The organism is Staphylococcus cohnii subsp. cohnii (genome assembly GCF_002902365.1).
In the GTDB taxonomy this organism is placed as follows: domain Bacteria; phylum Bacillota; class Bacilli; order Staphylococcales; family Staphylococcaceae; genus Staphylococcus; species Staphylococcus cohnii.
The window spans coordinates 149298-168964 of sequence record NZ_PPQC01000067.1 but is presented as its reverse complement, the minus strand read 5'-3'; the positions used below and the strand labels follow the sequence as shown (position 1 = coordinate 168964).

The 19667-nt window shown below is 32.5% G+C and carries 19 protein-coding genes; 1 reads left to right on the top strand and 18 read right to left on the bottom strand.

The annotated features are described in order from the left end of the window. The 3 genes from sdaAB to CD032_RS11895 all read right to left on the bottom strand — a co-directional run. A partial coding sequence (gene sdaAB, locus CD032_RS11905) for an L-serine ammonia-lyase, iron-sulfur-dependent subunit beta (protein WP_258026264.1) occupies positions 1 to 607 on the bottom strand: 607 nt, incomplete at its 3' end. A gap of 366 nt (positions 608 to 973) precedes the next feature. Further along, positions 974 to 2635, bottom strand: a complete 1662-nt coding sequence (fakA, locus tag CD032_RS11900) for a fatty acid kinase catalytic subunit FakA (protein ID WP_019467948.1) — start codon at positions 2633 to 2635, stop codon at positions 974 to 976. A gap of 14 nt (positions 2636 to 2649) precedes the next feature. Further along, positions 2650 to 3021 (bottom strand): Asp23/Gls24 family envelope stress response protein, encoded by a 372-nt coding sequence (locus CD032_RS11895; protein WP_019467949.1) that lies wholly within the window; start codon positions 3019 to 3021, stop codon positions 2650 to 2652. 240 nt (positions 3022 to 3261) lie between these two features. On the opposite strand from CD032_RS11895, the gene rpmB reads away from it, so the two are divergent. Beyond that, entirely contained in the window at positions 3262 to 3450 is a 189-nt protein-coding gene (gene rpmB / locus CD032_RS11890) for a 50S ribosomal protein L28 (RefSeq protein ID WP_002483503.1), read from the top strand. A 76-nt stretch (positions 3451 to 3526) separates the two neighbouring features. Here rpmB and CD032_RS11885 read toward each other — a convergent pair whose 3' ends face one another. From CD032_RS11885 to gmk, 15 genes are all read right to left on the bottom strand, one after another. Next, a complete protein-coding gene (locus CD032_RS11885) occupies positions 3527 to 4162 on the bottom strand; it encodes a thiamine diphosphokinase (protein WP_019467950.1) in 636 nt (211 codons plus the stop codon). 5 nt (positions 4163 to 4167) lie between these two features. Next, entirely contained in the window at positions 4168 to 4812 is a 645-nt protein-coding gene (gene rpe / locus CD032_RS11880) for a ribulose-phosphate 3-epimerase (protein ID WP_019467951.1), read from the bottom strand. After that, complete coding sequence (rsgA, locus tag CD032_RS11875) at positions 4813 to 5688, bottom strand: ribosome small subunit-dependent GTPase A (protein ID WP_019467952.1); 876 nt, start codon at positions 5686 to 5688, stop codon at positions 4813 to 4815. 371 nt (positions 5689 to 6059) lie between these two features. Next, on the bottom strand, positions 6060 to 8105 hold the full coding sequence (pknB, locus tag CD032_RS11870) for a Stk1 family PASTA domain-containing Ser/Thr kinase (RefSeq protein ID WP_019467760.1): 2046 nt from the start codon (positions 8103 to 8105) through the stop codon (positions 6060 to 6062). Next, positions 8102 to 8845 (bottom strand): Stp1/IreP family PP2C-type Ser/Thr phosphatase, encoded by a 744-nt coding sequence (locus CD032_RS11865; RefSeq protein WP_019467761.1) that lies wholly within the window; start codon positions 8843 to 8845, stop codon positions 8102 to 8104. Before CD032_RS11865 ends, pknB begins: the two co-directional genes overlap by 4 nt. Positions 8846 to 8849: 4 nt before the next feature. Beyond that, positions 8850 to 9944, bottom strand: a complete 1095-nt coding sequence (gene rlmN, locus CD032_RS11860; RefSeq protein WP_019467762.1) for a dual-specificity RNA methyltransferase RlmN — start codon at positions 9942 to 9944, stop codon at positions 8850 to 8852. 3 nt (positions 9945 to 9947) lie between these two features. After that, positions 9948 to 11255 (bottom strand): 16S rRNA (cytosine(967)-C(5))-methyltransferase RsmB, encoded by a 1308-nt coding sequence (gene rsmB, locus CD032_RS11855; RefSeq protein ID WP_230620726.1) that lies wholly within the window; start codon positions 11253 to 11255, stop codon positions 9948 to 9950. 2 nt (positions 11256 to 11257) lie between these two features. Beyond that, positions 11258 to 12190 (bottom strand): methionyl-tRNA formyltransferase, encoded by a 933-nt coding sequence (gene fmt / locus CD032_RS11850; RefSeq protein ID WP_026034728.1) that lies wholly within the window; start codon positions 12188 to 12190, stop codon positions 11258 to 11260. Further along, positions 12183 to 12671: a peptide deformylase gene (locus CD032_RS11845; protein ID WP_019467765.1), complete on the bottom strand. Its 489-nt coding sequence runs from the start codon at positions 12669 to 12671 to the stop codon at positions 12183 to 12185. The genes fmt and CD032_RS11845 overlap by 8 nt, the downstream gene beginning before the upstream one ends. A 203-nt stretch (positions 12672 to 12874) precedes the next feature. Then, the gene (locus tag CD032_RS11840; RefSeq protein WP_019467766.1) at positions 12875 to 13564 is read right to left on the bottom strand and encodes a GNAT family N-acetyltransferase; all 690 of its coding nucleotides are present in this window, start codon (positions 13562 to 13564) and stop codon (positions 12875 to 12877) included. Positions 13565 to 13927: 363 nt separating this feature from the next. Continuing rightward, positions 13928 to 14374: a GNAT family N-acetyltransferase gene (locus tag CD032_RS11835; protein WP_019467767.1), complete on the bottom strand. Its 447-nt coding sequence runs from the start codon at positions 14372 to 14374 to the stop codon at positions 13928 to 13930. 452 nt (positions 14375 to 14826) lie between these two features. Further along, the gene (gene priA, locus CD032_RS11830) at positions 14827 to 17235 is read right to left on the bottom strand and encodes a primosomal protein N' (protein ID WP_103211511.1); all 2409 of its coding nucleotides are present in this window, start codon (positions 17233 to 17235) and stop codon (positions 14827 to 14829) included. Position 17236: 1 nt separating this feature from the next. Beyond that, a complete protein-coding gene (coaBC, locus tag CD032_RS11825; RefSeq protein ID WP_019467769.1) occupies positions 17237 to 18439 on the bottom strand; it encodes a bifunctional phosphopantothenoylcysteine decarboxylase/phosphopantothenate--cysteine ligase CoaBC in 1203 nt (400 codons plus the stop codon). Positions 18440 to 18802: 363 nt separating this feature from the next. Then, positions 18803 to 19003, bottom strand: coding sequence for a DNA-directed RNA polymerase subunit omega (gene rpoZ / locus CD032_RS11820; RefSeq protein WP_019467770.1), 201 nt, complete (start codon positions 19001 to 19003; stop codon positions 18803 to 18805). After that, positions 19003 to 19626: a guanylate kinase gene (gene gmk, locus CD032_RS11815; protein WP_019467771.1), complete on the bottom strand. Its 624-nt coding sequence runs from the start codon at positions 19624 to 19626 to the stop codon at positions 19003 to 19005. The genes rpoZ and gmk overlap by 1 nt, the downstream gene beginning before the upstream one ends. Between the last annotated feature and the right edge of the window lie 41 nt (positions 19627 to 19667).

Genomic DNA, 19667 nt, shown 5'->3' with positions numbered 1-19667 from the left:
TTATTTCATTATTGATAGCATCATCTAATTCACAAGTCATTAATGCTTGGTCGCCTTTTTCTTTTCTTGAAACTTGCATGCTGCCAACATTAATACTGGAATCACCTAAAATATTAGCGACGCGTCCAATCGTACCGAATGTATCTTTATGGAATACTAAAAGTGCTGGATAATTGCCACTAATTGCAATACTAAAACCATTGATTGCAACAACTTCTATTTTACCACCACCGATAGATACACCTTCAACAGAAATTTCTTTTTCTCCGTCTCTCATATTAATAATTGCAGTATTTGGGTGAGAGCGTTCTTCTGCCATTTCAATAAAATTTACTTTCATCCCAATTTCTTCAGCAGTTTCCAAACTTTTTTGGATTCGATCATCGTCTGTATCATATCCTAATAAACCACCTACAAGTGCGACATCAGTACCATGACCCTTATATGTTTCCATAAATGAGCCATACAAATATATATCAACTTGTTTTGGTATTTCATTAAATAAATCTTTAGCTACTAACCCAATTCTGACTGCACCTGCTGTATGTGAAGATGATGGACCAACCATTGTTGGGCCAATTATATCGAAAACTGTTTTATATTTCATAATGGATACCCCACCCTTATTTTTAATCATTCTAAAGTGTTGCGCTTACATTTCATTTGCACCTTTATTATTATAACAATTTAAGTAAACATTATAAACTAATTTTGGTTGTACTGCTTTTAATTTAAAGTTGTTACAAATTGCACACTATTGTGAATTGAATATACATATAAAAGTAGCAAAAATAAAAATTTTTTCACAATAAATATTAATAAATAAAACACAATAACCTTGTATATACTTTTTAAAGATTTTATATCTACCAAATGTTTTATTTTACTTCAAAAATAAATATACGTAACTAGATATGAAACATACCTAATTACGTATATTAATAGAATTTTTGTCGTTATCAACAAACTAAAATTATTCAACAGAGAACAGATATTGATATACTGGTTGATCACCTTGATGTTGATCTAGTTCAATGTCTGGATATGTTGCTTCAATCCAAGATTCAACATTAGATGTTATCTCACCGTTGGCATCTTCACCAATAATCATAGTAATTATTTCACTTTCGTCAGTAATCATTTGAGATAATAGTTGTTTTACTGTCTCAAATTCGTCTTCATTACTTGTGATAATTTTATCTTCGATTAATCCCATAAATGCGTCTTTTTTAATTTCCACGCCATCAACTTTAGTATCTCTCACCGCATAGGTAACAGATCCAGACGCTACCACTTCTAATGATTCAACCATACGTGCTTTATTGTCAGTCAGCTCGTCGGATTCATCAAAGTTAAATAATGCAGCTATTCCCTGTGGTATAGATTTCGTAGGAATGACAACAGCTTCAGCATCTACAATTGTTGCAGCCTGTTCACTCGCCATCATAATATTTTTATTATTTGGCAAGATGATTGCTCGTTTACATTGTGATTGTTCAATCACTTTCACAATATCTTCTGTAGACGGATTCATTGTCTGGCCACCACTTATTAAATGTGTCGCACCCATGGATTTAAACAATTCAGATATGCCTTCTCCCATAGAAATAGCGATAACTGCAGTGTCTACTGTTGAAGTTTCTTGATTAGATTGCTGTGCATTAGAACCTTTTTGTTCTTTTTTTACGACTTCACGATGTTGTTCACGCATATTCTCAACTTTTAGTTTAATTAATTCACCGTATTGCTGACCGTAATTAAAAACATCGCCGGGTTTTTCAGTATGTACATGAACTTTTACAATTTCATCATCATTAATAACTAATAATGAATCACCAAATTGGCTCATCTCTTCTCTAAAAGTATTTTCATCGAACATTTTTTTATTAACTCCAAAACGAACCATCATTTCGGTACAATACCCATAAACAATATCTTCAGTATTTATCACACCGTGGAAATCATGTTCTTCATTTACTAAAGTTTCTGTATTTAATTTTGGAGTTTCTGCAGTTACAGTTTCACCTTTTAACGCTTTTAGAAAACCTTCATAAACGATGACTAATCCTTTACCACCACTGTCAACTACGCCAACTTCTTTTAATACAGGTAATAAATTAGGCGTATTTTCTAAAGAAATATGAGCTTGTTCTATAATATATGTCACAAGTTCAATGCAATCTTCTGTTTCTTGTGCCTTTTGTAAACCTGCATCCGCAGCATCTCTAGCGACAGTTAAAATTGTACCTTCTACGGGTTTCATAATTGCTTTGTATGCAGTGTCAACACCAGCTTTAAAACTATCTGCTAATTGTTGTGCATTAATTTCACTAAAATCTTCTAAATTTTTACTAAAGCCTCTAAAAAGTTGTGATAAAATAACACCAGAATTACCTCGTGCACCCATTAATAAACCTTTTGAAAAGGTTTTACCTAACTCACCTATATGTTGAGATAAATTCTCTTCTACAGCTTCTCTACCTGATGTCATAGTTAAGTTCATATTTGTCCCTGTATCACCATCTGGAACCGGGTATACATTTAATGAATCTACTAAATCTGAATGATTAGATAAATTTTGTGCCCCTTGAATAATCATTTCAGCAAATAATTTACCATTTATTTTACTAACCATCTCGTTATGTCCTCCTAGTTTTTCTTGCCATTATCCACTCGTACGCCTTGTACAAATATATTAATTGAATTTACTTTAACTTTTAATGTTTGTTCTAATGTATATTTGACAGTTGATTGAACATTGCTTGCAACTTCTGATATTTTCGTACCATAACTTACAATGATGTACATATCAACATCCAATACACTATTTTCTTCTCTCACAACAATGCCTTTTGCATAATTTTCATAGCCTAATATTTCAGCAATTCCATCTCTTACTTGTTGTCTAGAAGCCATTCCTACAATGCCATAACATTCTACTGCTTTACTACCCACAACTGAAGCTATTACTTCGTTTGAAATGTCTATGCTACCATAATCATTTGTAATTTCTAATGTCATTTTATTGGGCCTCCTAGTTTATGGTTCTCACTTTATTTTTGATACTTTAAAACTTTTTATTAAGATTAAAAAATACAATATTATCCATAGTTTACAATTATATCATAAAATGAGTGTAACAAAAGTAGAAGCTATGTAAAGAAATTTTTTTCATTTTATTGCCATTATTTTTTTAATGTGGTACATTATTCAAGTATGTAGTAGATATGTGTATTTATATTTATTAAAGGAGGTACTTTCATGGGCAAACAATGTTTCGTAACAGGTCGTAAAGCTTCAACTGGAAACAATCGTTCACACGCTTTAAATTCTTCTAAAAGAAGATGGAATGCTAACCTTCAAAAAGTTAGAATTCTTGTAGACGGAAAACCTAAAAAAGTTTGGGTTTCTGCACGTGCTTTAAAATCTGGTAAAGTAACTAGAGTTTAATAAATATAATGCACGAAAAAGACCAATCCTTATGTGGAGGATTGGTCTTTTTTTTGTTTAAATTTACTACGATATATCAGTCTTTACTTTTAATCATTAACACGCTACCTGAATGAATAGAAACAATGCCTTGTGGTTTTATTAATTCATTAGATATTGTCAATGTAGAACCTAACTGTAAAGATGCTTGTTTCAATTCATATTTAAAATTGATTAATGAAATAACTGTGGGATAAGCAATAGGAATAAATGATATATACGGGTAATTTAAATCCCTTTCGATATTATAGTCTTTAGCAGATAGATATGAAATTTCATTTTGTTGATCAATGATTTTAATATTAATTTGTTTTTTTGTATATTCTGGCTTTTCTAATATTTGCAATGCACCCATAAAATGGTCTAAACGCCCCCCGGTTGCACCGTAAACACATATTTCACTATAACCTGAACTTATAGCTTGTTCGATACCTAATGCTAAATCAGTGTCATCTTTTTCGGAATTATATGGATTAATTGCTAATTTTTCAGTCAAATAATCCTTTTCTTCTTTAGTTATTGAATCAAAATCACCGACTGCAAATTGTGGCATAATCCCCGATTCAATCAAGATTAATGCACCTCGATCAATCCCTATCCATGCCTCGTTTGTTTTATTTTGTAAAATGCTTTCTGGTAAATTTCTTGCACCGCATAATAAATTGACTTTCATTGACTTCAACCTTTCAATGTTTGCGTCACTTGTTTATAATCCTTTTGTTTAAAGAAATATGAACCAGCTACTAACATAGTAGCACCGTGTTCGACTACAGTTGAAACTGTTTCGTCGTTAATACCACCATCAACTTCGATTTCAAATGACAAATTTAATTCTTTCTTCATCTTGTCAAGTTGGTCTAATTTATCAATACTTTCTTGAATGAAAGTTTGACCCCCAAATCCAGGATTGACTGTCATGACAAGTACATAATCCACCATTTTCAGCACTGGAATAATCGCATCTACTGATGTGCCTGGGTTAATGACTACACCAGCTTGTACATTTGCCTTTTTAATTTGTTGTATCACTCTGTGAATATGTGGTGTTGCTTCTACATGTACTGAAATCATATCTGCTCCTTGCGTTGCAAAAAGCTCTACATACTTTTCAGGTTCTTCTATCATTAAATGTACATCTATTGGTAAATCAGTACCTTTCCTAACTGCTTCTAATATAGGTAATCCAATTGAAATGTTTGGAACAAATTGACCGTCCATCACATCAAAGTGCACACCATCAACACCCGCATCTTCCAAAGCCTTTAATTCCTCTTGTAATTGTAAAAAATCAGCTGATAATAATGATGGATATAATTTTGCCACTTAATATCTTTCCTTTCTGTTTGCAATTTCTTTAAATAATTGTAAATAATGTTCATATCTAAAACGAGCTATATTTCCTTTTTCTATTTCATTTTTAACGTTACATTTGGGTTCGTTTATATGGTTGCAGTCTCTAAATTTACATTGTTCACCATATTCATTGATTTCCATGAAATAATGTTTCACTTCATCTTTTTGAATATGATTAAAATCCAACGCGCTAAATCCAGGCGTATCAGCTATAAAGCCATTTTCTCTTTCAAATAACTCTACATGTCTTGTAGTATGTCTCCCTCTATTTAGGGCTTTAGATATATGTTGTGTTTCAATATCCAATTCAGGAAAATATTTATTTAATAAGGTAGATTTCCCAACACCTGACTGACCGCTTAATACCACTAGTCCTTCACCCCATTGTGTGAAAACCTCACCGATATGGTCTTCAACACTTATAAATTGTGTATTATATCCCATCTTTTCATAAACTTTTAGTGTCTGTAATATTGTGTTTTGCATGTTAGGTGAAGTAATATCACGTTTGGTTACTAATATGCGAGGTCTCATATGATAAGAATGTGCGATTACTAAAAACCTATCCAATAACTGAGTTGAAAATTCAGGCTCTACTGCACTCATAACTAATACAAGATGATCAACATTGCTAACTGGTGGTCTTTTTAATTCATTTTTTCGTTCATGAACATGGTGAATATAACCTTCTGTAATATTTTCAACTTCAAAATCTACAACATCACCAACGATAGGCGAAAATTTATTTTTTCTAAATAATCCACGTGGTTTTGTGTCATACATTTGTCCATTTACATCTACACGATATACACCACTTAATGATTTTATGATGCGTCCTGTTTTCACTTAGGCACCCCTCTTTTTAAAGCTTTACATACTATATTATAGCAAAGGCTTTTTAATTTAAATATGATTTGAGACTATTTCAGTTAAAAATAAATAACAGAGCATTATAACTACGAGCAACCGTAGAAATAATACTCTGTTATAAACGTTTTTTAAAAGAAGTTCTCTGAAGCCTTTGGCTTCTGCATAAGCGCAACTATACTCTCTTCGCTTTGCTTCGTTCGCCTTTCGGTTCGCTGAAGCCTTGGCTTCTGCATAAGCGCAACTATACTCTCTTCGCTTTGCTTCGTTCGCCTTCGGTTCGCCGAAGCCTTGGCTTCTGCATAAGCGCAACTAAACTCTCTTCGCTTTGCTTCGTTCGTTAAGTTGCGCTAAAAATCGTAAGGAATATCTTTATCAGCTACAACCTTACCATCAACTCGAATGGTATAACCAGCCGTCTCTCCTTTTTCAATAGTCATCGGAATGGTTACAGTTTTGTCATCTTTAATTTTAAAGCTTTGTGCAGCTGATGATCCTTTGTCATCTTTGTCTCTCACATATACCTTCACTTCTTGACTTTCATCATCATCGCCCGTATAGGGAACTTGATAAGTTTCTGTATAAGTTTTAGTTTGTGATTTTTCATCTTCTTTAGATGACTTGTCTTCTTGCTCATCAGAATCTTTATCATCTTTTTTCTCTGATGCTTTAGGTTCACCTGTGGATACCACAAATTCTATGGTAGAACCTTCGTCTACTTCTTCGCCTTTAGGTGATTGACTAATAACATTATCCTTTTTAACTGTTTTATCAGAACGTTTTTCTACAGTAACGACTTTAAATCCTTTAGATTCCAGTTCTGATTTAGCAGTCTTAAACGATTTTTTCTCATAATCATCCACATAAACTTGTTTAACACCTAACGATTCAGTCAATTTAATGTCACTATCATTTATTTTCACTCTATCGCCTGGTGAAATACTTTGTGCTTCAATTAAACCCTTAGCAACATTTTGTTTTGTATAAGATTGATCAACTTTAGCATCATCAATTCCTAGTTTTTTTAATTTATTTAACGCTTCTGATTTTGGTAAACCATATAAATTTGGCATTTCTGCAGTTTTAGGACCTTTTGATAACACAATATCTACTTTACTTTGTTGTTCTAAACGCTCACCTTTTCCTGGTGATGTTTTAATAATTTTATTCTCTGGATACTTATCACTGTATGCTCTTGTAGTTTTGCCTAATTCTAGTTTATTATCTTTTAAAATACCTTCTGCTTCTTTTTCAGTTTTACCTATTAAATTAGGTGTTTCTAAATATTTATTACCGAACATTCCCATAGCCATGAAACCAAAGAGTCCAAATAAAAGTAGTACGATGATTAAACCATAGAAAAACTTTTTCTTTTTCGATCTTTTTTTCGGAGGCATCGCATATAATTGTTCCTCATTCGATTGAAAATATTGTTGATTAACAATTGGAATTTGCATGGTTTGATTCATGCTTTTTGATTTATCTTCATCACGTGTCTGATTAGCTATTTCATTTTTATCAATAGGAACCGTTTTAGTGTCTGCATCAACAGAATGATATGGTGATTCATTCTCTCGCTCTTTTGACAGCACAGTAGACAAGTCATCTTGCATTTCTTGTACTGTTTGATAACGATCATTCTTATCTTTTTCAGTAGCTTTTAGCACGACATTGCTCAGTGATTGTGGTACTTCAGAACGTTTATTAGAAACATTAGGCATCGGATCTTGAATATGCTTTATAGCAATACTTACTGCTGTTTCACCTGAAAATGGAGGTTGCCCTACTAACATTTCATAAAGCACAACACCAATTGAATATATATCAGTACCGTTATCTGTTGCATCACCGCGAGCTTGTTCAGGAGAAAGGTATTGAACCGTACCTAAAACATGATTTGTTTGCGTCATCGTTGTTTCACTTAATGCTTTTGCAATACCAAAATCTAATATTTTTAATGTTTGATCATGATTCACCAAAATATTTTGAGGCTTTACATCACGATGAACAATTTTTGTATCATGTGCATGCTTTATTCCTTCAATAATTTGTTCAGTAAATTTGATTACAGTTTTGATGTCTAAAGGTCGATGTTGTTGAATATATTCTGATAAAGTGGGACCTTCTATGTATTCCATCACTAAAAAGAAATTTTCATCATTTTCAGTAACATCAAAAACATTTACGATATGTTGATGAGAAAGCTGTGTTAAGTTGTGAACTTCACGCTCAAAACGCTTAATTGTTTCTTCTTTTTCACCAGAAGGTATCCTAATAGCTTTGATTGCTACATTGCGATTCAAAATAGTGTCATCAGCCAAATAAACCGTGCTCATGCCACCGCCGCCAAGCTTTTTTATCACTTTATAACGTTCGCTTATTAATTTTCCAATCATACCTTATCTCCTTCAATTTCTGCTAAAACAATGCTTACATTATCATTTGTTTCTTGGGATAATGCTAATTCAATAAGATTCCGACCATGTGTTTCTAAATCATTTTCTTGCATTAATTCTTCTTGAATCATATGATTTCTTGCAAAATCTGTTAATCCATCCGAATTTAATAATAGAAAATCATAAAAATTGGTTCTTTTTACAAAAATATCTGGTGTTACCACTTTATCCGTACCCATGACTTTTGTAATAATATTCTTTTGAGGATGATTAAAAGCTTCTTCGACACTAATTTGCCCAATCATTACTAAGTGATTAACGAAAGAATGATCATTTGTAATTTGTTCAATTTCTCTACTATTAATCAAATATCCTCTTGAATCACCAATATTTGCGACAACGACATAATCATCAAATACAAGTGCACAAACACAAGTTGTTCCCATGCCTTGATAGTCTGCATTGTCAACTGAGAGTTGATATAATTCACGGTTAATCGTTTTTAGTGTGGTTCTCAGCCAATCTTCCGCTTGGTTAGGTTCAATTAAATTTTCTTCTTCAAAACGACGTTGCAACTCATCTGTCACAAATTGACTTGCTACTTCTCCTGCTAAATGTCCACCCATACCATCACAGAGTACAAGTAACTGTTGTTCTGTTTGATTATAGAACACACCACCTGCATCTTCGTTCTTTTCACGATATTGACCTGTGTCAGTAAAAAATTGTGCTTTTAGCATACTATTACCTCGTTTCTACTTTTCGTTCCTTAGCTCTTAATTGACCACATGCTGCATCAATATCAGCACCTTGTTCTCTTCTTATTGTTGCATTAATACCTAATCTCTTTAATTCTTTTTCAAATTTAAAGATATCCTCTTTAGGTGTCTTAACGTAATTTCTTTCCGGCACATGATTTACAGGTATTAAATTCACATGACAGTTTAATTTTTGGATTAAATGTGCTAACTCTCTCGCATGTTCAACTTGGTCGTTGACGCCTCCAAACAGTCCGTATTCAAATGTAATACGTCTATTTGTTGTTTCTTGATAATATTTAATGGCTTCCATTAATTTTTCAACGTTATACGCGCGATTAATAGGCATTAAACGAGAACGAATTTCGTCATTAGCACCATGTAAACTTACTGCAAAATTTATTTGAATATCTTCGTCAGCAAAATCATAAATTCTAGGTATAATACCAGAAGTAGAAACAGTAATATGACGGGCACCTATATTTAAACCATTATCATGGTTAACAATCTTTAAAAAGTCCATCATTTCATCATAGTTTTCAAATGGCTCACCAATTCCCATGATTACAATTTGAGATACACGTTCATCAGTTTCATCCAAGGCTTTTTGAACAGTGAGTACCTGAGATACAATTTCTCCCGCTTCTAAATTTCGCTTTAGGCCACCTAATGTAGATGCACAGAATGTACAACCTATACGGCAACCCACTTGAGTAGTGACACATACAGAGTTCCCATATTCATGTCTCATTAATACTGTTTCAATCGTGTAACCATCTTGTAATTCAAATAAAAACTTAATCGTACCATCTCTACTTTCTTGTTTGACTACTGTAGTCATCACTGTCATTGCAAAATGGTCTTTTAAAAGTGCTCTTAGCTCTTTAGACAGATTTGTCATTTCATCAATGCTATCTACTCGTTTTTCATATAACCATTCAAAGATTTGTTTCGCTCTGAATTTTTGTTGTCCATTTTCTTTTAACCAATTTTCCATTTCATCATATCTCAAAGAGTAAATAGATTGCTTTTCGAAATTGGGAAGAAATTTATTTTTTTTCTTCTTTTCTGCAGTTATCATTATTTATTGTTCCTTTCTTTTTATCCTAGTAATGAAAAAGCCATCAGAATTAAAATGCTGAGGTAGCACCTGTAACGTTTTTACTTTTTCTCCACTGATTGGATGTTCAAATAAATCAAATTCAAAATCTTTATTTTCTTTTAAAAATGTATATATAACATTTTCATTTTCTAACTGTTCTATCGTACAAGTTGAATAAACTAATGTGCCGCCAGGTCGTAAATGATTTTTCACGTTATTTAAAATTTCTAGTTGAATATTCACTAAAGATTGTATGCTTTGTTGACTTTGTTCATATTTGATTTCTGGCTTATGTCTAAGTACACCCAAACCACTACAAGGTGCATCTACCAAAATCTTATCATACACTTTATCATAATTTTTCGTCGCATCGTGACTAAAAGCAGAAATGTTAGATAATCGTAATTTACGAATATTAAAATCAATCAAATCAATTTTATGTTCATGGATATCTGTCGCATCTACATGTCCAGTACCGTGAAGTCTTTCTGCTATATGGCATGCCTTTCCACCAGGTGCACTACAAGCATCTAATACAATGTCGCCATCTTGGAGATCCATTACATCAGCTACAAACATAGAGCTCTTATCTTGGATAGAGACTAGACCATCTTTAAATACACGTGACTCTATAATCGGTTTACCACTAATATGTAAACAAATTGTAATGTCATTATCTTGCGTTACAGTATAACCTTCGTCTTCTAAACGTTGCATCACATTTTCAACTGAAATTCTTGTCAAATTGACCCTTACAGTTGTTGTCACTTTTGTTAAAAATGATTGTGCAATTGCTTCAGTTTCTTCTATTCCAAAGTGTGTAACCCAGTGATCAACAAGCCATTTGGGCAAACTATATTGAATAGCAATGCGCTTCTTATCGTCCGTAATTTCATTAAAATTTGGTAATTCACTGCGCATAAGGTTTCTCAAAATCCCATTAACCACATTACCATTATGTGGGCCACCTTTATATTTTGCTATATTAACAGCTTCATTAATAATTGCATGTTCAGGGACTTTATCCAAGTAAATATATTGATAGATACTCATCCACAGTAATTGTCTGACCCAACCTTTAAGTTTAGTTTGCACGAAAGGTTTCAAATAATAATCAAGTGTATATTTTCTTTTTAATGTACCATACACTAATTCGGTTAATAAATTCTTATCTGCCCGACTTAAATCATTATTGGTTAATACCTCGTTAATAATAATATTACTATATGCCTTATCATTAATAATATCTTGTAATGTTTCAAAAGCTAATAATCTTACATTAGTTTCAATTGTCATTTTAATACCTTCCCAACGAGTGTTGATTGCACACCACTTAAGTAATTAGCTGTAGGCATTCTTTTTTTACCCGCAACTTGAATCTCTGTTAATGCAATCGCATCGTTAGAACCTGTAGCCACAACAATTGCTTTCTTAGTTGTCTCTATTATTGTACCCGGTTCACCATCTTTATCTTTTTCAATGCGAGAAGCATAGACCTTTAAATTTTCTTCATCCATTATTGTGTAAGCAACCGGCCATGGAGACAAGCCTCTAATATGGTTATAAATTACTTCAGCAGGTTTTGACCAATCAATTTTTTCATCTTCACGACGAATGTTACATGCAAATGTTGCTTCATCTTCATTTTGAACAATACTTTCATTCGTACCATTAATAATAGAAGGAAGCGTTTCTTTTAATAATTCAGCACCTAAGAAGCTTAATTTATCATGCATCACACCAACATCATCTTGCGGTTCAATATCGATTGCTTTTTGAGATATAATATTTCCAGCATCCAATTTCTTAGCCATATACATGATAGAAATACCAGTTTGTGTTTCTCCATCTATAATCGCTTGATGTATGGGCGCGCCACCTCTATATTTAGGCAGTAATGATGCATGCACATTGATAGCACCTAACTTTGGTGAATCCAATAAAGTTTGTGGTAATAATTGACCAAATGCTGCAGTAACGATTAAATCCGCGTTCAAATCAATCAACATCTGTAATTCTTCTGATTGTGACAGTTTTTCCGGTTGATATACAGGGATTGCATGTTCTATCGCAACTTGTTTCACTGGTGGTGGTGTTAATTTTCGCTTTCTGCCAACTGGTCGATCAGGTTGTGTAACTACTGCTATGACATTATGTTCTGCAATTAACATTTCTAACACTTTTGTCGAAAAATCAGGTGTTCCCATAAAAATTATTCTACTCATTTTCAAAATACGCCTCCACTTCTGCTTCAGTCAAAATTTTATCCGCACGTTCTGTAAAAAGTTTCCCTTCAAAATGATCAATCATATGTAATATCATACGCGCAATATCATCATATGCTGTCATTTCTACTTCATTTCCATTTTTATCATTACTTTTAACAACAATCATTTTACTTCTTTCAACTTCACCATAAATGTCAGGTAATGAAATAGATCCTTCTATGTCAGTTACTTTTTGGTCTGATTCGCGAATAATTTTTGGATTGATAAGTTGTAACAATCCATCTATTTCCATATCGATAATAGCTACTTTTTGTAAGATGCCAATTTGTGGCGCACATATGGCAGAAGCTTCAACTTCATACATAGTGTCTTCTAAATCGAGCAATAATTGAGCTAAGTTTTCATCAAATCGCGTTACATCAGGAACGTTTTTATGTAAAATTGGATTTTCTGCTGCAACAAGTTGCTTTATTGTCATACAAATTACTCCTCATAAAAATTCATCATATCATTATAACTTATTTTAGTTAAATTTGCACCAAGCTTAGATGAAATGCAAGCGTTGAAACAATACATATTTTCTTTTTTACACTTTTGCTTTATCACAAAATATAACCGCAAGCTCTCACTTACAAGCTTACGGTGTAATATATCTTTATGCTCCAGTTAACTTTTGTGATATCATAGCGATAACTTATTGATTTGATTACCAAATTCATCAAAATTGTTTTCGTTCAACCAATTTTCAAACTTACTTTTATATTGTGACCACTCATCTGCTAACATAGCAAGCCAGTATGTATCTCTACTTCGTTGTTTATAAATAGTATGATGTTTAAATAAACCCTCATATTTGAACCCAAGTCGTTTTGCCGCCTTTATAGATGGTTCGTTGAATGCATCACACTTCCATTCATATCTTCTATAGCCCAACGTGTCAAAAATATATTTTGCTAATAAGTAGTGCGTCTCTGTAGCTATACGTGTTTGTTTCATTTTATTAGCATAGTGAATATGCCCAACTTCAATCGTTGCATTTTGTTCATTTATTCTCAGTAATGATAAAATGCCTACCACGTCATTATCTAATCGATCAATGATAGCAAAAAAGTATGGATCTTTTGTTTGTCTTTTATTATTTATATATGCTGCAAAATCATCATAACTTTTAGGCTGCTCATCCGGTAAATAAGTCCAATTAGGTGCATCATCTTGTGCTTTGAAATGATTAAATAAAGGATTAATATGTTGCGTTGCTAATTTTTCTAACCTACAGTACTTCCCTTCTAACACATCAACGGTTGGTGCTTTGGGTTGATTGAAATTGATTAATGACTTACCGATGGGTTGTTTAAACTGATTATATTCCATATATTTCCTCCCTTTTAAAATCAATAAGTATATAGCATTATCATATAATATTGCCATTAATGATTAAGCATTAAAATGTTAGCGATTGCGTATAATACATTTATACCAACCAATTCTTATAAATTAATAATATGCTATCATTATTATTTATATTGCGAAAGCATTTTTATTAATCGATTTACATAATTTAATATATGAATTAATTAAAAAAAGTAGAAGTAAAAAGAAATCAATAATAGTTTAATTGAATACTCTTACTTCTACTTCTTAATTTTATATTTAGATTTATTATATATTGAGAGCTTTAACTTCAATTATGATTTCAATAAAAAATTTATATCTAATATTGTTCACTTCATTATTTTATAACTCAATGGTCATGGATGATGCATTTTTTATGAAACCAATTTTAGAATATAATGGTTCTGCCTTAGTAGAAGCTTTTAAATTAACTATATTGACTTGTTCTGTTTTACACTTTAATAAAAGCTCATCTAAAATTTGTTTACTTAAACCTAATCCTCTGTACAATTTAGTTGTATAAACATTGGTAATATAACCTTCAATACCAGAATAATTATCATATGCGGGTGGTATTTGTTGAAAAATAACTGCTCCTGTAGATACAACTTGTTGATTATCTATCATAAACACTTGGAAAATATTTTCTTTGTCGAAAACATCTTCAAAATATTCTCTCATATTATCATCAATATCTTCCGTAGCAAGCATACCTTGATCAAGTAATTGTTCTTTTCTTAATTTTATAATTGTTTCAATATCATTTATATTTGCAATTCTCATCTCCATATCTATTACTCCTTTTAAAAAAATATGAGCAAATAAATTTACTATATCTATTAATCATATTCAACCATTAATATTTAAAATTTAACAAAAAAATAGGGCCATCAAATCAGCAAAACACCGATTGACAGACCCCACTTTTAAAAAAGAAAATATTAACTATCTAACCTGTAACTTAATCGCTAAACAACAGGTTTATGTTGTTTGCTCCCCTCTTGTCAAAATTTATTTGTAAACAAACATATTAAAAATTTAGTGCTTTAATGTTAAAATTTACGATTTAATATCACAAATCTAACATAAGCAAAAGTTGCTTTTCTAAAATAAGACTAACGCGTATTCAGTAATTTAATAATATAGCATGTTAAATTATTGTCCTTTTCTGCCACTAGTTTATTTTTTACAACCTAGAAAAGTTTTTAAAACATTACGGTTAAACGACATTTAATAGTGTCCTACATCATCATTTGAGGATTAATGTCAATCTTCAGTGACAATTTGTCTTTTAAATATTGATCATGATAAAAATCATCTAAATATTTTAGTGCTTCGTGTAAGGAAGGTTCGCTTTTATATTTAATTAATATTTGAAAGCGGTATTCATTATTAATTCGTGATAAAGCTGCTGGAGAAGGACCTAACACTAATGCCTTATCTGATAAATGCTGTAACAATATTTTGTGTATGTGTTTAGAAGCTTCCATTACTTTTTTCATATCTTTGTGTGCAATCGTAAAATTAATTAAAAAGAAATATGGCGGATATTTACCTAATTTTCTATAATTCATTTCTTTTTCAAAAAAGGAATAATAGTCATTATCTTGAACATCTTTAATTGCATAATGTTCAGGATTATACGTTTGTATAATTACTTGCCCCTCTTTTTCATGGCGGCCTGCACGACCTGAAACCTGCGTCAACAATTGATATGTACGCTCACTAGCTCTAAAGTCAGGCAAATTCAACATCGTATCAGCATTTAATACGCCAACTAATGTAATATTTGGAAAGTCTAAGCCTTTTGCTATCATTTGTGTTCCCAGTAAAATATCCCCTTTACCTGAACCAAAGTCATCTAATAATTGTTCATGTGCGCCTTTCCGGGAAGTGGTATCAACATCCATACGAATAATCTTTGCTTCCTGATAATTTTCTTGTAATAATTCTTCAACTCTTTGCGTACCCGTTCCAACCTGCCTAATATGTTCACTTTCACAGTTAGGACACTTATTGGGTGGGATTTCTTGATGACCGCAATAATGGCATTTCAATTGATCCGTTGATTTATGATATGTTAAAGAAATATCGCAATTAGGACATTGAGGTACATGACCACAATCACGACACAACATAAATGACGCATAGCCACGTCTATTTAAAAATAAAACAACTTGTTCTTTTTTATCCAATCGTTCTTGAATCGCCTGACGCAAATCTTCTGAAAACATAGAGCGATTTCCTGATGCAAGTTCAGCGCGCATATCTACGATGTTCACTTCTGGCAATGCTTGTTGATTCACTCTATGAGGTAATGATAATAGTTCATAAACACCTTTAGTTGCACGTGCATATGTTTCCAAACTTGGCGTAGCACTGCCTAATACTAAAGGACATTGATGATATTGACTGCGCCATTGTGCAATATCTCTAGCATGGTATCTTGGATAGTCTTCTTGTTTATACGAAGACTCGTGCTCTTCATCAATTATAATCATACCTAAATCTTTAAAAGGGGCAAACACACTGGAACGAGCACCAACACTCACACTCGCTTTACCATCTCTAATTTTTTGCCATTCATCATAACGTTCACCTTTAGATAATCCTGAATGTAAAACAGCAACTTCATCCCCAAATCTTCGCTTAAATCTTAGTACCATTTGGGGTGTGAGTGCAATTTCCGGTACTAACATCATCGCTTGTTTACCCTGATTGAGTACTTTTTCTATGGTTTGTAAGTAAACTTCCGTTTTCCCAGAACCTGTTACACCGTGTAATAAAAATGTCCGTTGTTCATTTTTATTAATCGTCTCAAGTATGGCATCATATGCTTCTTGTTGTTCTTCTGTAAGTTGTTGCTTTTGATCTTGTTCAAATACTCGCGTCGCAAAAGGATCGCGCTCTACGGTTGTATCATATTTCTCAATAAAACCTTTACGAGCTAATGTCTCAATGCTAGATTTTGAAAATCCCATTTCTTCTAATTGCTTTAAAAAAACAACGTGATGACTTTCATCGATTAAATAAGCATATAATTCATATTGCTTTTTTGATTTTTCTAAAGAACCTAATACCATATCATAATCAAAACCTTCGACGATACGCACTGCACGTTGTTTCTTTTTCTTTAAACTTTGAGATAAAATGGTATCTTCAAGAATTGCACCTTGCTTTAAGAATGGTGCAATTAGAGTTAAGTCATCATTTTTTTGTGCTTCTTTATATGCATAATGCCCTTCCGAGTCAAATCGTTTTAATAATTTTTCTGGTATAGCTTCAGCATCTTTAACTGCAAACACTTTAGTATATTTAGCTTTGATTGCACTTGGAAGCATAACCTCTAACATAGAAATTCGCTTTGTTACAAAATAAGTATGGTACCAGTCTGTTAGTTGTATTAATTCTTTCGTTAATTCAGGTTTAATATCTTGTATCTCTTTTATTGCTTTTAATTTTGATATGTCCATATCAGTGTCAGGTTGCTTAGTGATGTCCATGACATAACCTTGTATCGTTCTCGGCCCAAAAGGTACAATTACGCGCATACCAACTTCAATCATCGCTTGAAATTTTTGTGGAATTATATAATCAAATGTAAAGTCAACACTTTTAGATGGGATATCTACGATTACTTTTGCTATCATTTTATTGCCACCTTGTTTCTAAACTATCTAGTATATGCTCCGCTAATATGACTTTTTTGTGTTTTCCTAACGCTATTGTTTCACCGTTTTTATAGTACATTGTATATGCATTATCATCAGAGCTAAACCCAATTGTGCGATCTCCAACATTATTCGCTATGATAACATCTGCGTTTTTTCTTTTTAATTTTCTTTGAGCATATGTTTCAATATTTTGCGTTTCTGCTGCAAAACCAACTAAAAATTGTTTACCTTTATGTTCTCCCAAATATTTTAAAATATCGGGTGTGCGTTTAAAAGTAACCGTCAAATCACCTTGTTGTTTTTTTAGTTTATGCTCTAATAATTCTGTTGGAGCATAATCTGATACTGCTGCAGACTTAAAGACAATATCCATGTTCTCGAATCGTGTTTTAACCGCTTCAAACATCTGCTGTGCACTTTCTACTTGTATGACTTCCACATTTTTCGGTGGTGTTAGTTTGGTTGGACCAGATATAAGTGTCACGGTCGCCCCTCTTTGAGCTAAAGATTCTGCTAGCGCATATCCCATTTTACCTGATGAGCGATTAGATAAATAACGAACTGGATCTAGTTCTTCTATCGTGGGTCCAGCAGTCACCAAAGCTTTCATACCGTTAAATCTACTATTTGTTGGTGTTGATATGTCGTGTTGAAAATATTGATTTAACCTTTCTACAATTTGCAAAGGTTCTTCCATTCTACCTTTTGCAACATAGCCACATGCTAAGAAACCTTCACCAGGTTCTAAGAAATAATAACCATCTGAGCTTAACGTTGCTAAATTATGTTGCGTTCTTTTATTCTCATACATATGTACATTCATTGCTGGAGCGATAAATTTAGGTGTTTCTGTAGCTAATAGTGTTGATGTAACCATGTCATCAGCAATACCGTTTGCTAGTTTAGCGATTATATTTGCAGTTGCCGGTGCAACTACAATTGCATCTGCCCAATCTCCTAAAGCTACATGTTGAATTTCTTCTGGATTGTGTTCTTTAAAAGTGCTCGTATAAACAGGATTTCTACCGATGGCTTGAAAAGCTAAAGGCGTTACAAACTCTTGTGCATGGTCTGTTAACATCACTCTGACATTATAATCAGCCTGTGTGAGTTTACTCGTTAAATCTATTGCTTTATACGCAGCGATACCACCAGTTACAGCAAGTAATATATTTTTCATCGTAGTTCTCCTCCAAATAATTTATATCTTTCTATTAATGATTTAACATAGTAGTTTATATATTTAATCTTCAATATAACTAAATATAGACAAATGTATTTATTCTGTATAAGGTTAATGTATAGGATTACATAGCATTTTTTCATTAGTTAATTTAACTTTTAATATTTTAGCTAAATTGCTTTAAGTATACATATGGTTACTGCTTATTATACACAAATTAATGTCCAAATTAAAAAAGCACACCTTGGCTATGAAACCTCAAAGTCATCGCATATGTCCGACTTTTGAAGTGCACAACATTAACCCGGTGTACTTTTCAAAATTATAAAATTATATTATTCAACATTCGCTTAGAAAGTGTTATTTAGTAGTTTCAGGATAAACTTCGCCGCCAGCAATTTCTTCCAATGCTTTTCCCACTGATTTTTCAGAATTATATTTGTTTAATAGCGTACTATTTGGATGCTCGTCCAACTCACGTGCACGTTTAGCAGCAGTCGTAGCGATTAAATACTTTGATGTGATTTTTGATGTTAAATCATTTAATGGTGGATATAACATTATTTTTTTGCCTCCAATATCATTTTTCTATATTTTGCTTCAATTCTTTCCCTTTTCAAATGCTCAGCTTCAACAATAGATTGAATACGTTGCTTAGCTAATTCAACTTCGTCATTAACCACAACATAATCATATAAATTCATCATTTCAACCTCTTTACGAGCTTCGAGTACTCTACTTTGTATTTTTTCATCAGACTCAGTACCACGCCCGACTAAGCGTTCACGTAAATGATCTAAACTTGGTGGTGCTAGAAAAATAAATAATGCATCAGGGAACTTTTTACGAACTTGTTTGGCACCTTCTACTTCAATTTCTAAAAATACGTCATGTCCTTGGTCCATTGTATCTTTTACGTATTGCACCGGTGTACCATAATAATTACCCACATACTCTGCATATTCTATAAATTGGTCTTGTTTAATTAATGCTTCAAACTCTGATTTTGTTTTGAAGAAATAATCTACACCATCGACTTCACCTTCACGCATATTACGTGTTGTCATCGAGATAGAATATTTATAAGATGTGGTTGGGTCATCAAATATTTTTTTTCTAACTGTACCTTTTCCTACACCAGAAGGTCCAGAAAGTACAATCAACAAACCTTTCTCATTGTCCATGCCTTACTACCTCTCTAAGCTATTCTTCTATTATTAAACTA

Coding starts and splice junctions, on each gene's coding strand:
- pknB (WP_019467760.1), bottom strand. CDS start 8,105: ATGATTGGAAAATTAATAAGCGAACGTTATAAAGTGATAAAAAAGCTT.
- CD032_RS11845 (WP_019467765.1), bottom strand. CDS start 12,671: ATGACAATAAAGCAACTTGTTGCAGCAGAAAATCCAATTTTACATAAA.
- rlmN (WP_019467762.1), bottom strand. CDS start 9,944: ATGATAACTGCAGAAAAGAAGAAAAAAAATAAATTTCTTCCCAATTTC.
- CD032_RS11840 (WP_019467766.1), bottom strand. CDS start 13,564: ATGGAATATAATCAGTTTAAACAACCCATCGGTAAGTCATTAATCAAT.
- gmk (WP_019467771.1), bottom strand. CDS start 19,626: ATGGACAATGAGAAAGGTTTGTTGATTGTACTTTCTGGACCTTCTGGT.
- coaBC (WP_019467769.1), bottom strand. CDS start 18,439: ATGAAAAATATATTACTTGCTGTAACTGGTGGTATCGCTGCGTATAAA.
- CD032_RS11835 (WP_019467767.1), bottom strand. CDS start 14,374: ATGGAGATGAGAATTGCAAATATAAATGATATTGAAACAATTATAAAA.
- CD032_RS11895 (WP_019467949.1), bottom strand. CDS start 3,021: ATGACATTAGAAATTACAAATGATTATGGTAGCATAGACATTTCAAAC.
- fakA (WP_019467948.1), bottom strand. CDS start 2,635: ATGGTTAGTAAAATAAATGGTAAATTATTTGCTGAAATGATTATTCAA.
- rpoZ (WP_019467770.1), bottom strand. CDS start 19,003: ATGTTATATCCACCATTAAATGATTTAACATCAAAAATCACATCAAAG.
- priA (WP_103211511.1), bottom strand. CDS start 17,235: ATGATAGCAAAAGTAATCGTAGATATCCCATCTAAAAGTGTTGACTTT.
- CD032_RS11865 (WP_019467761.1), bottom strand. CDS start 8,845: ATGCTAAAAGCACAATTTTTTACTGACACAGGTCAATATCGTGAAAAG.
- fmt (WP_026034728.1), bottom strand. CDS start 12,190: ATGAGTAGAATAATTTTTATGGGAACACCTGATTTTTCGACAAAAGTG.
- rpmB (WP_002483503.1), top strand. CDS start 3,262: ATGGGCAAACAATGTTTCGTAACAGGTCGTAAAGCTTCAACTGGAAAC.
- CD032_RS11885 (WP_019467950.1), bottom strand. CDS start 4,162: ATGAAAGTCAATTTATTATGCGGTGCAAGAAATTTACCAGAAAGCATT.